The following is a 14,896-nucleotide window of genomic DNA, read 5'->3' on the forward strand; positions in this document are numbered from 1 at the left end:
TGGAGATCCGATGGAGCAAAAAAGGGGACGGAGGGGATTAAGTCGTTTAAGACCCAAACGACATCCGGGGCAAAGACGACTTAATCCCCTCCGTCCCCTTTTTCCCGCTGGGCGTCAGCGCTTGCGCCGGATCAGCGCGGAGGACGCATCCAGTACCGCGCGGGTCAGCAGGGCCATGGTCTGCACGTCGCCCTTCCAGTGCTGCCAGTACAGCGGCACGTCTTCCCACGCGCGCTGGCGCACGTAGACCAGTCGCCCGGCGTCCAGGTGGCGCTTGACCAGCGGCAGGGGGTTCATGGTCCAGCCCATGCCGCCGAGGTTGGCCTGCACGAAGGCCCGGGTGGAGGGAATCCACCAGGTCGGTGCGGTGCTGGGCAGGTCGTCGCCGGCCATGCGCCGGGCGAAGCGCGACTGCATTTCGTCCTTGCGGTTGAACACCAGCACCGGTGCCTGCGCCAGCGCCTGCGCGGTCACGCCCTTGGCAAAGTGGCGTTCGCGGAACTCCGGCGTGCAGGTCGCTGCATAGCGGATGCTGCCCAGCGCATGGATCTGGCAGCCCTGCACCGGCTCGTCCAGCGTGGTCACTGCGCCCAGCACCGTACCCTGGCGCAGCAGCTCCACGGTGTGGTCCTGGTCTTCCACACGCAGGTCCAGGGTGGTGCCGGTGGTCTGCGCGAACTGGTAGGCGGCCTGCGGAAACCAGGTTTCCAGGCTGTCGTGGTTCACCGCCACCGGGATGCTGGCCTGGGGCAGGTCCTCATCGGCCAGGCCCATCCGGTGCAGCGCATCGTGTTCGAGCAGGGCGGTCTGCTCGGCCAGCTGCACCAGCAGCTGCCCCTCGGCGGTGGCGGTGGCCGGGGTGCCGCGCTTGACCAGCAGGCGGCCGATCCGGTCCTCCAGTGCCTTGACCCGCTGCGAGATGGCCGAGGGCGTGACATTCAACGACTGTGCGGCGCGGTCGAAGCTGCCTTCGCGGATCACCGCGGCCAGGGCGCGCAGCTGGGCATGATCGATGCGCATCGAATTAAGCTCCGCTAATGTTGGTTTAGGAAGTTTAGCTCGTCTTTTCCATGTTGCGGCGCGACAATGGCGTCCGTTCCGGTGCTGTCCGCCTTCGCGAGGCACCGTCCCCCCAAGCAATACAAGGCAGTGAATCCCATGTTCTCGGTCATCTCCGCCAGCACCGGCCTCGGTGCCTGGTTCTCTGGCGCAGCCACCGGCATCGGCCTGTTCGCGGTGGTCGGCGCCCAGAGCGCCTTCATTCTGCGCCAGGGCATCCTGCGCAAGCACATCGTGCCGGTGGTCGCCACCTGCGCGGCCATCGATGCCATCTTCATCTTCGCCAGCGTGGCCGGCCTGCGCACGCTCACCTCGGCGCTGCCGTGGCTGACGACCGCCGTGCTGTGGACCGGTGTCGCGTTCCTGGCCTGGTATGCGATGAAGTCGGCACGCCGTGCGATCGCCGGGGGTGGTGGCATGGGCGAGGCCGACAGCGATGACGGCAGCCGCCGCGCGGTGCTGATGGCCGCGGTCGGCTTCTCGCTGATCAACCCGCACTTCTGGCTGGACATGATGGTGATCGGCTCCATCGCCGAGAACTTCGGCAACGCCCGCATGGCCTTCGCTGCCGGCGTGGTCACCGCCAGCTGCCTGTGGCTGACCGCGCAGGGCCTCGGCGCCCGCCTGCTGGCGCCGCTGTTCACCAAGCCCAGCACCTGGCGCGTGCTCGACGGCACCATCGCCGTGATCCTCAGCATCCTGGCCCTCATGTTGGCGGTGCGCGGGGTCCACTGACCCGGCGCACGTCCCCCGAACCCACGTCCTGACTCTCTCTCCAAGGTAGTGGCAACGACGGCACCGGCAACGGTGCCGTCGTCTTTTCCGGCTCTGGCGTCAAACGCTCGGCGCTGCCTAGAATCGGCCACCAGGACAAGGTGTCCACAGGAGCAGGGGAAGGATGCACAAGACCATTCTGGCGGCCGCGCTGGCCGTCATCGGGGGCGTTGCCGCAGGCAGCGCGGGGGCGGTGGACCTGACGCAGTACCTGCGCCGGGAGACCTTCACCGATATCAAGATCTCGCCGGGGGGCGAGTACGTAGCGGCAACGGTTCCGAAGGAGGACAGTACCGCGATCGCGATCCTGCGGTTGAAGGACAAGGAGGTGGTCGGCAGTTTCTGGCCGCCCAGCCGCAATCATGCGCAGGAATTCGACTGGGTCAGCAACGAGCGCCTGTTGATCGGCCTGGCCCAGAAGTGGGGCTCGCTCGACCAGCCCAATCCCACCGGCGAACTCTATGCCATCGACGCCAATGGCAACCGTGGCGAGCTGCTGGTCGGCTATCGCGTCGAAAGCAAGGGCCCGGGGACCCGCATCCAGCCGAAGAAAGTCGAAGCCGTGGCCGCCTTCCTGGCCGACGACCTGCCGGGTGACGAGCGCAACGTGCTGGTGACCGTATGGCCGCTGGCTGAGGATCCGTTCACCCGCGTCGATCGCATGGATGTGACCACCGGTCGTCGCTCGCGGGTGGCGTCTTCGCCGGTACGGCGCGGTGAGTTCACCACCGACGGCGCCGGCGAGGTCCGCTTCGTGCACGGCTCGGGCAGCGACAACATCAACAAGCTGTATTTCCGCGAACGCAGTGGCGACAGCTGGAAGCTGATCAATGATGAGGCGGTCAGCAAGCGCATCGAAACCGCCCTCGGCTTCTCGGCCGATGACAGCCTGGCCTACCTCAACGTCGAGCAGGCCCAGGGCCCGGATGCGATCGTCAGCTGGAACCCGCAGACCGGCGAACGCGCGACGCTTCTACGCGACGAGGTGGTCAATCCGTACCGCATCATCCACCGGCCCGGCACCCATGTGCCGGTAGGCGCGCTGTACCTGGGTGACAAACCGCGCACGCGCTTCTTCGATGAAGGCTCGGCCGATGCGCGCCTGTACCGCAGCCTGGAGGCCGCCTTCGGAGGGCCCGTCTACATCACCTCCAGCACCCGCGATGGCCGTGTCGTGCTGGTGGAAACCTGGTCGGGCTCGAATCCAGGCGATTTCTATGTGTACGACACGGTGGCGCGCAAGGCCGATCACCTGATCAGCCGCAGCGACTGGATCGACGTGGACCGTAGCGCCAGCGTGAAGCCGATTGCACTGAAGGCGCGCGACGGGCTGCCGCTGCATGGCTTCCTGACCCTGCCGGCCGGCAGCGACGGGCGCAACCTGCCGATGGTGGTGATGCCGCATGGCGGCCCGTTCGACATCTTCGATTCCGGCCAGTACGACCGCGAAACGCAGATGCTGGCCGCGGCCGGTTATGCCGTGCTGCAGGTCAACTTCCGTGGTTCGGGCAACTACGGCCGGGCCCACACCCAGGCCGGGGCGCAGCAGTGGGGCGCGGCGATGCAGGACGATGTCACCGATGCCACCCGCTGGGCAATCAGCGAAGGCATCGCCGACGGCCGTCGCATCTGTATCTACGGCGCCAGCTACGGGGCCTACTCGGCGATGATGGGTGCCGCCCGCGAACCCGGGTTGTATCAGTGCGCGGCGGGCTATGTCGGGGTCTACGACCTGCCGATGATGTACACCCGCGGCGACATCCAGGACCGGGGTTCAGGCGTGACCTATCTGCGCGAATGGCTGGGGGATCCGGCCAAGCTGGGTGCGGTGTCGCCGGTGAACATGGCCGAACGGATCAAGGTGCCGGTGTTCCTGGCCGCCGGTGGCGAAGACAAGCGCGCGCCGATCCAGCACACCGAGCGCATGGAAGCCGCGCTCAAGCGCGCCGGCACGCCGGTGGAAAGCCTGTACTACAAGACCGAAGGCCACGGCTTCTACACCGAGGCCCATCGCAGCGAGTACTACGACAAGCTGCTGGCCTTCCTGGCGCGCAGCCTGGGCGGCAAGACTGCGACGACCGCGCCCGCGACCGGCAAGGACAAGGCGCCCTGAGCTGACAGGGCGGTGGATGATCATTCCGCCGCCCTGGTTTTCCGCAAGCGCGGGGTTTACTTCACCCCGTGCATCATCTTCTTCAGCAGCGGTGCGGCGATGAAGGCCGCCAGTGCGCAACCCAGGCCGATCCACATCAGCAGCCAGAACAGGTGCGCATAGGCGCCGGCTGCGGCCACCATGTCCAGCGATTCGCCTTCCGGCACCTCGATCGCGGCCAGCTTGCCGAACAGCGCGGCCAGCGTTTCCGAGAACGCGGTGGCCAGGAACCAGGTGCCCATCATCAGGCTCATCACCCGCGGCACGGCCAGCTGGGTCACTGCCGACAGGCCGACCGGCGACAGGCACATCTCGCCGCTGGCCAGCAGGAAGTAGGCCAGCACCAGCCACCACACGCTGGCCATCTCGCCAGTGGCGCCCACCTGCTGCGCCGCCAGTGCCAGCGGTACGAACGACAGTGCGCCAATCACCAGGCCCCAGGCCGACTTCACCGGCTTGCCCGGCTCCCAGCCGCGGCGGTCCATCCACGTCCACAGCGCGGCGAAGGCCGGCGCCAGCAGCACCAGGAACAGGCCGCCGAGGTAGGTGAGCGAACCTGCGGTCTGCGGGATCACCAGGCAGTCGCGCACCAGCAGCACCAGCATCAGGGCAATGATCACGGCGAAGAAGGTGCGCGGCGCGGCGGAACCCGGGCGCCGTTCGGACAGGCGTGCGCTGACCACGAAGCCCAGCGGTGCCAGCAGCAGCGAGAGGATCGACCACGGCAGCGGAGTGCCGCCGGTGATCACCAGAGATGGCACGATGTCCTTGGTCAACAGGCGGTCGGTGAAGGTCACCCACGAGCCGTAGGACTGCTCGTACATCGTGAAGAACACCAGCGCCATGAAGATCAGCACCATCAGCGCGATCATCTGCTGGCGCTGCACCGGCGTGCATTTCGTGCCGGTGAACCAGGCGAACCAGACCAGTACGCCGCCGAGCACCACCAGCATCAGCATCAGCGCCAGGCTGATTTCACCGCCCAGCGCGAACGCGCCGTTGCCCGCGGCCCACATCAGCCACGCCACCGGCAGCACACCGAGCACCGCGCACAGATAGATGAACCATTCGCGTGGCAGGCCCAGCACCTTCTGCTTCAGCGCGGCCGGTTGCGGTGGTTCGGCGTGGCCCTGCAGGTACTTCTGGCCCCACAGGAACATCGCCAGACCGGCCAGCATGCCGATACCGGCGGCGCCGAACCCGTACTTCCAGCCGTAGGCCTCACCGAGGAAGCCACACACCAGCGAAGAGAACAGCGCGCCGAGGTTGATGCCGGCGTAGAACAGCGAGAAGCCCGAGTCGCGACGGGGGTCGTCCTTGGCGTACAGCTTGCCGACGATGGTGGAGATGTTTGGCTTCAGGAAGCCGACGCCCATGATGATCAGCGCCAGGGACAGGTAGGTCACCGCCAGTGCGGAGGTGTCGCGCACCACTTCGCCGTTCACCCGGTACGCGGCGTGGCCCTCGAAGGCCATGCCGAGGTGGCCGAGCACCAGCAGGATGCCGCCGAACAGCACTGCCCGGCGCATGCCCAGCCAGCGGTCGGCCAGCATGCCACCGAACACCGGGATGCAGTACACCAGGCCACCGTAGGCACCGAGCAGGTCCAGGCCGGCCTTGTCGCCGAACAGGTGGTACTTGGTCAGGTACAGCAGCAACAGCGCCTTCATGCCGTAGAAGGAGAAGCGCTCCCACATTTCAGTGAAGAAGCAGACGTAGACGCCCTTGGGGTGGCCCAGGAAGTCGTCGGAAGCGATAGCGGTGGAATTCATCGCGGAATTATAGGCCTGTGACCTGATCCGCTTTCAGTAGATCCACGCCATGCGTGGATTGCCGGACTGGCCTGGGCGATCACAGGTATCGCAACCACGGCAGATCGCGCCTTCGCGCTTTGAACCGCGCGAAGGCCCGCGTCGGCGGGTACAGCACCACCGCCAGCGCACAGGCCACCAGCAGCAGGCCGCTGACCGAATCCAGGGCATACAGCTCGCCATGGGTCGGCCCCCAAGCCGCCAACGCGGCCAGGTACAGCCCCTTCAGTAAGTACAGGTGCAGCAGGTAGAAGAACATCGGCGCAGCGCCGATATCGGCCAGCGGCTGCAGTGCCCGCGCCAGCGGCGGCCATTCGTACAGCCGCAGCAGCAACACTCCCACGCCCAGGGTCAGCAGCAGGAACTGCAAGGACGGCGGGTATTTGGTGACGTTGAAGATGCTCAACCACGTGCGCAGCGTAGTGGTCTGGTACGACCAGGGAGCATCCCCGTACTGGTTGGCCAACCGCAGCAATGCGAACAGGGCCAGCGCGCTGACGCCTGCCCACAGCAGCCAGCGCTGGCGCTGCTCCGGCGCGCGCGCGCGGCCAAACCAGGGCCCCATCAGATAACCCAGCGCAATCACCCCGATCCACGGCAGTACCGGATAGGAGGTGCGCAGGCGCAGCGTGCCAGCCTCGATCCAGTCGCGCTGGTGCAGTACTTTCCACAGCACCGCCAGCAGGCCATTGCCTTGCACCCGAAGGCCGTCGAACAGGTTGTGCCCGGCCACCACCGCGATTGCCAGCATCAGCAGGGCCGGGCGTGGCAGCCACAGCAGGCCGGCCAGCGCGATCATGCTCAGCCCGATGGCCCAGATCACCTGCAGGTACAGCGTGTGCGGCGGCAGCTGGAAGGTCCAGGCGAAGTTCACCAGGGTCAGTTCCAGCACCACCAGGAACAACCCGCGCTTGAGCAGGAAGGCGGCTGTGGCCCGGCGCGGATCCGGCTGGCGCTGGCCGTACAGCCAGGCCGACAGGCCGGTCAACAGGACGAACACGGGTGCGCACAGGTGGGCCAGCAGACGGCAGGCGAACAGCGCAGGGGAGACCGTGGCTGCGTCCATCGGGTCGCTCACCTGGTGCTGCAGGAAGAAGGTCTCGCGCACGTGGTCCAGCAGCATCAGCAGCATCACGGTGCCGCGCAGCTGGTCGATGGAGGCCAGGCGAGAGGAGGGGGAAGGGGGCATGCGATGCGGAAGCTACAGGGTAGTATTAAGATATAACATATCAATTCAGGTGATCCCAGCCGGACTTTGCCGTGTCTGCCGATTCCGGCTTCACGCACAGCCTCATTGCGCTGTGGCGGCTGCCCCATCCTTTGGCACGCTGGACTTGATCTGTCCTGAACGCTAGCGTGACAGGGATTTTTTGCCAGCAGGGGCTTCCATGAACCACGACGCTGCGCCCAAGCAGCTCACCTTCCGCGCAGTGGCCCTGGCCATCGTGCTGGCGGTGGTGCTGTCGGCCGCAAACGCCTACCTCGGCCTGTTCGCAGGCCTGACCATCGCCACCGCCATTCCCGCCGCGGTGATTTCCATGGGCGTGCTGCGCCTGCTGGGCGGTGGCTCCATCCTTGAAAACAACATCGTGCAGACCGGCGCCTCGGCCGGCTCGTCGATCGCCGCCGGTGTGATCTTCACCATCCCGGCGCTGGTGATCATGGGCTACTGGCCGGACTTCAAGTACTGGTGGGTGCTGGGCATCGCCGGCCTGGGCGGCCTGCTGGGCGTGCTGTTCTCGGTGCCGCTGCGCCGTTCGATGATCGTTGAAGACCCGCTGCCGTTCCCGGAAGGCAAGGCGGCGGCGGAAGTGCTCAAGGCCGGTGAGAACCCGGGTCCGGGCCTGAAGATCCTCGGCCTGTCGGCGGTGATCGGCGCCTTCGTCAAGCTGGCTGCGGAGAGCGGCATGCGCCTGATCCCGGACGCCTGGGCCACCTCGGCCTATGTCGGCAGCTCCAAGGTCACCGCCTTCATCGGCACCAACCTGTCGCCTGCACTGCTGGGCGTGGGCTACATCGTCGGCCTCAACGTCGGCATCGTGGTGGTATCCGGCTCGATCCTGACCTGGCACATCGCCATTCCGATCTACCAGGCGTTCTTCATGAACACCGATCCGGCATTGGCCGCGTCGGTTGCTGCGGCTTCCTCCACCGAGGCCGCGTTCGCCATCTGGGGCGCGAAGATGCGCTACCTGGGCGTTGGTGCGATGCTGATCGGTGGCATCTGGACCCTGATCTCGCTGCGCAAGTCGCTGCTCAACGGCGTCAAGAGCGGTTTCGCCGCGGCCCGCAAGAGTGGTGGCCCGGTGCTGGCGCATACCGAGCGCGACCTGCCGATGAAGTGGATGCTGGTCGCCCTGGTGGCGTTCGTGCTGCCGCTGCTGGCCCTGTATCAGGCCATCGTCGGCCAGTGGCACGTGTCGATCCCGATGACCCTCATCATGATCGTCGCCGGCTTCCTGTTCGTCTCGGTCTCGGCCTACCTGGCCGGCCTGATCGGTTCGTCCAACAATCCGGTCTCGGGCATCACCATCTCCACCATCCTGTTCGCCTCGGCCGTGCTGGTCGTGCTGCTGGGCGCTGACGGCCTCAAGCCGGTCGGTGCCGGCGGGGCGCCGCTGGGCGCGGTGGCCGCGATCATGATTGGTGCGGTGGTGTGCTGTGCCGCTGCGGTCGGTGGTGACAACCTGCAGGACCTCAAGGCCGGTTACATCGTCGGTGCCACCCCGTGGAAGCAGCAGCTGATGCTGGGCATCGGTGCGTTCTCGTGCGCGCTGATCATGGCCCCGGTACTGAACCTGCTGGCCACTGCCTACGGCATCGGCGTGAAGTCCGAGCTGCACCCGAACGCGCTGGCTGCGCCGCAGGCCAACCTGATGGCCTCGGTGGCCAAGGGCCTGTTCGGTGGTGAACTGCCGTGGACCTTCATCGGCATCGGTGCTGTGGTCGGCGCTGCCATCATCGCCTTCGACAGCTGGCTGAAGTCGCGCAACGCGCGCTTCCGCGTGCCGGTGCTGGCTGCCGCCATCGGCATCTACCTGCCGCTGGAACTGATGGTGCCGATCTTCCTCGGCGGCCTGATCGCCCATCTGGTCGAGCGCTTCCACAAGGTGCGCGCCGATGACGAAGAAGGCCGCGACCGCGTGCACAAGCCGGGCGTGCTGTTTGCCGCCGGCCTGATCACCGGTGAGGCGCTGATGGGCATCGCCATCGCGATTCCGATCGTGGTCAGCAGCCGTGCCGACGTGCTGGCGGTGCCGTTCCACCTGCCGGGCGCACAGTGGATCGGCCTGGCCGTGCTGTTCCTGGTCGGCTGGCTGATCTACCGCACCGGCAAGTACGCCAAGGCGTAAGCAATGGGGTCGGACGCCTTCCCGCAGGGAAGGGCTCCGACCCCGCGCTGACGGCGTCTGGGGTCAGAGCCGATTCCGCCGGAATCGGATCCGACCCCGGCGTCCCCACAAACCCCGCTTCGGCGGGGTTTGCTGTTTCTGGCGATTGCCCGCCTGCAGCCATGACCGATGGCCTTGGCAGCCCCGGCCATGCGGGCCTACCATCGGTTTTTTGCCGTCCTGCGGAGACCCCGATGAAACTGCGTCATGCCCTGCTGCCACTGAGCCTGCTGGCCGCCCTGCCCAGCGTCGCCGCTGCCCGTGGCCTGGAAGTCCGCGACATGGTGGCCATGGACCGCGTCTCCGCGCCGGTATTGACCGCTGACGGCGGCACCGTGGTGTTCGCCAAGCGCAGCGTGGATGCCAATCTCAAGGCCTCCACCGCGCTGTACGCGCGCAACCTGCGCACCCGCGACGCAGCGCCGCCGAAGCAGATCACCCCGGCCGGCTGGAACGTCAATTCCGCTTCGCTGTCGGCCGATGGCCAGACCGTGTATTTCCTCAGTGCCAGGAACGGCAGCCAGCAGCTGTACGCGCAGCCGATCAGCGGCGGCACGCCGCGCCAGCTGACCGACTTCCCGGTCGACGTGGACAGCTACCGTGTGTCGCCGCAGGACGACCGCGTGTTGTTCAGCGCCGGCGTGTTCCAGGCGTGCGCCTCGGACCTGGCCTGCACCGAGAAGAAGCTGAAGGAAAAGAAGGACGCCAAAGCCAGCGGCCAGGTGTGGGATTCGCTGTTCGTGCGCCATTGGGACACCTGGAACGACGGTCGCCGCAACACCCTGTTCGTCGCTCCGCTGCCGGCAGCCAAGGCCGGTGCAGTCAAGGGCGCTTCGGCGCTGAGCGCGACCATCGATGGTGATGCGCCGTCCAAGCCGTTCGGCGGCAATGACGACTTCGTTTGGTCGCCGGACGGCGCCAGCGTGGTGGCCAGCATCCGCGTGGCCGGCAAGCAGGAGCCGTGGTCGACCAACTTCGACCTGTACCGCTTCGACGCCGCCGGCAAGCAGGCGCCGCTCAACCTGACGGCCTCCAACCCGGCCTGGGATGCCGGCCCGGTGTTCAGTGCCGACGGCAAGACGCTGTTCTACCGCGCGATGAAGCGCCCGGGCTTCGAGGCCGACCGCTTCGGCCTGATGGCGATGGACGTTGCCAGCGGCAAGACCCGCGAGATTGCCCCGCAGTGGGATCGTTCGGCCGGTGGCATCACCCTGTCCGCCGACGGCGCCAGCATCTACACCACCGCCGACGACCTCGGCGAACACCCGCTGTTCCAGATCGACGTGGCCAGCGGCAAGGCCACCAAGCTGATCGGCGACGGCAGCGTGACCGCGGTCGACGTGGCCGGCAACAGCGTGGCGATCACCCGCAACAGCCTGAAGAGCAACGACCAGGTGCTGGTCGGCCTGCTGCCGGCCGCGGGCGAAGCCATCGGCGAACTGCGCGCGCTGACCCCGGCCGCAGGCGAGGTGCTGAAGGACGTGTCCTTCGGCGACTACGAGCAGTTCGAGTTCAAGGGCTGGAACAACGACACCGTGCACGGCTACGTGGTCAAGCCGCACAACTACCAGGAAGGCAAGTCCTACCCGGTGGCGTTCCTGATCCACGGCGGCCCGCAGGGCAGCTTCGGCAATGGCTGGAGCTACCGCTGGAACCCGCAGACCTACGCGGGCCAGGGCTACGCGGTGGTGATGATCGACTTCCACGGCTCCACCGGCTATGGCCAGGCATTCACCGATGCGATCAGCCAGCACTGGGGCGACCGCCCGCTGGAAGACCTGCAGAAGGGCTGGGATGCGGCACTGAAGAAGTATTCCTTCCTCAACGGTGACAAGGCCTGCGCGCTGGGCGCCAGCTACGGCGGCTTCATGGTCAACTGGATCGCCGGCAACTGGAACGGCCCGTTCAAGTGCCTGGTCAACCACGACGGCGTGTTCGACCAGCGCATGATGGGCTACGCCACCGAAGAACTGTGGTTCACCGAGTGGGAGCAGGGCGGCACGCCGTACCAGAAGGCCGCCAACTACGAGAAGTTCAACCCGGTCAACCACGTGGCGGACTGGAAGAAGCCGATCCTGGTCATCCACGGCCAGCAGGACTTCCGCATTCCGGTCGAGCAGGGCCTGGCCGCGTTCACCGCCGCCCAGCGCCAGGGCATCGAATCGAAGTTCCTGTACTTCCCGGATGAAAACCACTGGGTGCTGAAGCCGAACAACAGCATCCTGTGGCATGACACCGTCAATGCCTGGCTGAAGCAGCACATCGGCAATTGATGATTGCAGCGCCGCCCTTCGGGGCGGCGCTTTTGTTTCACCCTCTGCTTTACCGGTGGGTGCCGACCGTTGGTCGGTGCACCTTCCGGATCTGCCGCCAACAGCAGCCGGCCAGCGGCCGGCTCTACCAGAGCGCCTGCATGCCTTCGACTGCCCTGATCCAGAACGACATCGTCGTCTTCGGTTTGATCGCCGCCACCCTTGGCGCCGTGTTCTGGACCGCCTCGCGAGAACAGGGCCTGTGGAAGCGCGTCTACACCTTCGTGCCGGCACTGCTGCTGTGTTACCTGATTCCCGGCATCTACAACACTGTGGGCCTGATCGACGGGCAGAACACCCGGCTCTACAACCCGATCGCGCGCGACATCCTGCTGCCGGCGGCGCTGATCCTGCTGACCCTTGCGGTCGACATCAAGGGCATCCTGCGGCTTGGCCCGAAGCTGGTGCTGATGTACCTGGGTGCCTCGGCCAGCATCATGCTCGGTGCGGTGGTGGCGTTCCTGCTGATGCGTGCCGTGCATCCGGAAACCGTGGCCGGAGACACCTGGACCGGCATGGCCGCGCTGGCGGGCAGCTGGATCGGCGGCGGCGCCAACATGCTGGCGATGCGTGAAGTGTTCGACGTCAATGCGACCACCTTCGGACAGTTCGCAGTGGTCGACGTCGGGGTCGGCTACGTATGGATGGCCGCGCTGATCTTCCTGGCCGGGCGCGCGGCGAAGATCGACGCGCGCAGTGGCGCCGATACCTCGGCCATCGATGAGCTGAAGGAGCGCATCGCGCGCTTCCAGGCCGAACACGAACGCATTCCCAGCCTGACCGACCTGATGCTGATCGTGGCGGTGGCCTTCGGCGGTGTCGGCCTGGCTCACGCCATTGGCGCACCGCTGGCGGCGTGGTTCAAGGCGAATGTCAGCTGGGCTGCGCAGTTCAGCCTGGACGCGCCGTTCGTGTGGGTGGTGGTGCTGTCGACCACGCTCGGCCTCAGCCTGAGTTTCACCCGTGCGCGCAACCTGGAAGGCGCGGGCGCATCGCGCCTGGGCTCGCTGCTGCTGTACTTCCTGATCGCCTGCATCGGCATGCAGATGGATCTGCTGGCGCTGCTGGACCGCCCGTGGCTGTTCCTGCTGGGCATCATCTGGATCAGCGTGCACATCGTGCTGCTGTGGTGCCTGGGCAAGCTGCTGAAGGTACCGTTCTTCTATTTCGCCATCGGTTCGCAGTCGAACATCGGTGGCCCAGCCTCGGCGCCGGTGGTGGCCGCGGCGTTCCATCCGGCCCTGGCGCCGGTCGGCGTGCTGCTGGGGACGATGGGCTATGCCACCGGCACGTACCTGGCCTACATCGTCGGCATCACCCTGCGCGCGCTGGCCGGGCAGGGCTGATACGGTGATGGGGTCAGATCCCTTTTGCGACGCAAAAAGGATCTGACCCCGGTTCCCGGTGAATCACGCCACCGGCAAGCCGCGTTCGATCAACCACGCCTTCGCGTCTTCGGCGTCCTGTTCAAACCACGCCTGGGTAGATCCCAGCCGATACGTATATCCCCACGCATCCATGTCGGCCATCAGCCGCTGGCTGCCGACACCGGGCAGCTGCCCGGCCAGCACGATCTGCAGGTAGCAGGTCGCGTCTTCCTCGGCCACCGAGTCGGTGGCATCGGTGTGCACCTGCGCACGCCGTTCCGGCGGCAGTACGATCAGGTGGCAGGCCTCATGCAGCATCGAGTGCACGGGCGTGTCATCGCGTACGTACACGTTGCTGGCGATGATGCCGGCCTCTGGCTCGCCCCAGTAACTGCCGGGAATCGGTTCGCCGGGCGCCACGTGGTGCAGCCGAAGGCCATGCGCGGCGAGCAGGCGCTGCGCGTCGGCGAAGGCGATGTCGCCCACGCAGGTGATGTCCACGGCGGTTGTCGTATCGGTCATGCGGGTCAGACAGCCCCGCCCATGCAGGCACGGGCGGGGCAGGGGATCAGGGCTTGTCCGGACCTTCGGGCAGCGCCACGGAAATGTCCAGCACGTCGTGCTGGCCATCCTTTACCAGGTCGACCTTCACCGCATCGACGTCGATGTTCACGTACTTCTTGATCACTTCCAGCAGCTCGCGCTGCAGCAGCGGCAGGTAGTCCGGGCCACCACGGTGGCTGCGTTCCTGCGCGATGATGATCTGCAGGCGGTTCTTGGCGGTTTCGGCGGTGGTCTTCTTCGCTTTGAGGAAATCAAACAGGCCCATGCTTACCCTCCGAACAGCTTGCTGAAGAAGCCCTTCTTCTCGACGTTGGTGAAGCGCATCGGGCGTTCTTCGCCGAGGATGCGCGCGACGGCGTCTTCATAGGCCTGGCCGGCAGCGGATTCGACATCCAGGATGACCGGCTCGCCCTTGTTGGAGGCGTTGAGCACGTCGCCCGATTCCGGAATCACGCCGATCGCCTTCAGGCCGAGCACTTCCTCGACGTCGGCGATGCTCAGCATCTCGCCGCTTTCCACGCGCAGCGGGGTGTAGCGGGTCAGCAGCAGGAAGGCCGGCACGTCCTGGCCGGACTCGGCCTTGTGGGTCTTCGAGTCGAGCAGGCCGATGATGCGGTCGGAGTCGCGCACCGACGACACTTCCGGGTTCACCACCACCACCGCACGATCGGCGAAATACATCGCCAGGAAGGCACCCTTCTCGATGCCGGCCGGGGAGTCGCAGATGATGTAGTCGAAACCGTCGGCGGCCAGGTCCTTCAGGACCTTGCCCACGCCTTCCTGGGTCAGTGCGTCCTTGTCGCGGGTCTGCGAGGCGGCCAGCACGTACAGGTTGTCAAAGCGCTTGTCCTTGATCAGGGCCTGCTTGAGGGTGGCTTCGCCGTGCACGACGTTGACGAAGTCATACACCACGCGGCGTTCGCAGCCCATGATCAGGTCGAGGTTGCGCAGGCCGACGTCGAAGTCGATCACCGCCACCTTCTTGCCGCGCCGAGCCAGGCCGCAGGCCAGGCTCGCGCTGGAAGTGGTCTTGCCGACGCCGCCCTTGCCGGAGGTGACTACGATGATTTCAGCCAAAGGACTTCTCCTGGTGATTCTGTTTGGGGGCTGCGTCAGTCCAGCGCAGCGATCTTGATCTGGTCCTGTTCCAGCCACACCTGCACGGCCTTGCCGCGCAGGTTGTCCGGGACATCGTCCAGTACCTTGTAATGGCCGGCAATGGCGACCAGTTCCGCATGGAAATCACGGCAGAAAATGCGTGCCGCGGTGTTGCCCTGGGCCCCTGCCAGCGCGCGGCCGCGCAGGGTGCCGTAGATGTGGATGCTGCCATCGGCAATGACCTCGGCGCCGGCGCCGACGGTGGCCATCACGGTCAGGTCGCAGTTCTCCGCGTACAGCTGCTGGCCCGAACGCACGTTGCCCAGCTGCATGCGGCCCGGCTTTGGTGCAGCCGCGTCGGCCACCT

Annotated in this window: 12 protein-coding genes; 5 read left to right on the forward strand and 7 right to left on the reverse strand. The window is 66.4% G+C overall.

Annotated features, from left to right (window positions below; translation table 11 throughout):
- Positions 1-114: 114 nt before the first annotated feature.
- Positions 115-1,020: a LysR family transcriptional regulator ArgP gene (locus N5E02_RS12525; protein ID WP_049416399.1), complete on the reverse strand. Its 906-nt coding sequence runs from the start codon at positions 1,018-1,020 to the stop codon at positions 115-117.
- A gap of 138 nt (positions 1,021-1,158) precedes the next feature.
- Between N5E02_RS12525 and N5E02_RS12530 the strand changes: the two genes are divergently transcribed.
- Both N5E02_RS12530 and N5E02_RS12535 read left to right on the forward strand, forming a co-directional pair.
- Positions 1,159-1,794: a LysE family transporter gene (locus N5E02_RS12530; protein WP_005415673.1), complete on the forward strand. Its 636-nt coding sequence runs from the start codon at positions 1,159-1,161 to the stop codon at positions 1,792-1,794.
- Between the two features lie 163 nt (positions 1,795-1,957).
- Positions 1,958-3,946 (forward strand): prolyl oligopeptidase family serine peptidase, encoded by a 1,989-nt coding sequence (locus N5E02_RS12535; protein WP_164229242.1) that lies wholly within the window; start codon positions 1,958-1,960, stop codon positions 3,944-3,946.
- 56 nt (positions 3,947-4,002) lie between these two features.
- Here N5E02_RS12535 and N5E02_RS12540 read toward each other — a convergent pair whose 3' ends face one another.
- Together N5E02_RS12540 and N5E02_RS12545 are read right to left on the reverse strand one after the other, a co-directional pair.
- Positions 4,003-5,757, reverse strand: coding sequence for an oligopeptide:H+ symporter (locus N5E02_RS12540; protein ID WP_279946313.1), 1,755 nt, complete (start codon positions 5,755-5,757; stop codon positions 4,003-4,005).
- A 79-nt stretch (positions 5,758-5,836) separates the two neighbouring features.
- The gene (locus tag N5E02_RS12545; protein WP_139726813.1) at positions 5,837-6,985 is read right to left on the reverse strand and encodes a heparan-alpha-glucosaminide N-acetyltransferase domain-containing protein; all 1,149 of its coding nucleotides are present in this window, start codon (positions 6,983-6,985) and stop codon (positions 5,837-5,839) included.
- A 199-nt stretch (positions 6,986-7,184) separates the two neighbouring features.
- Between N5E02_RS12545 and N5E02_RS12550 the strand changes: the two genes are divergently transcribed.
- The 3 genes from N5E02_RS12550 to N5E02_RS12560 all read left to right on the forward strand — a co-directional run bounded on the left by N5E02_RS12550 (position 7,185) and on the right by N5E02_RS12560 (position 12,846).
- Entirely contained in the window at positions 7,185-9,149 is a 1,965-nt protein-coding gene (locus N5E02_RS12550) for an oligopeptide transporter, OPT family (protein ID WP_049435318.1), read from the forward strand.
- A 233-nt stretch (positions 9,150-9,382) separates the two neighbouring features.
- The gene (locus N5E02_RS12555; RefSeq protein WP_279946314.1) at positions 9,383-11,461 is read left to right on the forward strand and encodes a S9 family peptidase; all 2,079 of its coding nucleotides are present in this window, start codon (positions 9,383-9,385) and stop codon (positions 11,459-11,461) included.
- A gap of 140 nt (positions 11,462-11,601) precedes the next feature.
- Positions 11,602-12,846, forward strand: a complete 1,245-nt coding sequence (locus N5E02_RS12560; protein WP_279946315.1) for a DUF819 family protein — start codon at positions 11,602-11,604, stop codon at positions 12,844-12,846.
- Positions 12,847-12,909: 63 nt separating this feature from the next.
- Here the strand turns inward: N5E02_RS12560 and N5E02_RS12565 are convergent, their stop codons facing one another.
- The 4 genes from N5E02_RS12565 to minC form a co-directional block, all read right to left on the reverse strand.
- Positions 12,910-13,389, reverse strand: coding sequence for a hypothetical protein (locus tag N5E02_RS12565; RefSeq protein ID WP_005415681.1), 480 nt, complete (start codon positions 13,387-13,389; stop codon positions 12,910-12,912).
- Positions 13,390-13,435: 46 nt separating this feature from the next.
- Entirely contained in the window at positions 13,436-13,696 is a 261-nt protein-coding gene (gene minE, locus N5E02_RS12570) for a cell division topological specificity factor MinE (protein WP_005408532.1), read from the reverse strand.
- 2 nt (positions 13,697-13,698) lie between these two features.
- Positions 13,699-14,508 carry a septum site-determining protein MinD gene (gene minD / locus N5E02_RS12575; RefSeq protein ID WP_005415682.1) on the reverse strand — a complete coding sequence of 270 codons (810 nt, stop codon included), beginning with the start codon at positions 14,506-14,508 and terminating at the stop codon, positions 13,699-13,701.
- 35 nt (positions 14,509-14,543) lie between these two features.
- The coding region (gene minC / locus N5E02_RS12580) for a septum site-determining protein MinC (RefSeq protein ID WP_279946316.1) at positions 14,544-14,896 on the reverse strand (353 nt) is incomplete at its 5' end.

This window comes from Stenotrophomonas sp. GD03777, assembly GCF_029842485.1.
In the GTDB taxonomy this organism is placed as follows: domain Bacteria; phylum Pseudomonadota; class Gammaproteobacteria; order Xanthomonadales; family Xanthomonadaceae; genus Stenotrophomonas; species Stenotrophomonas sepilia.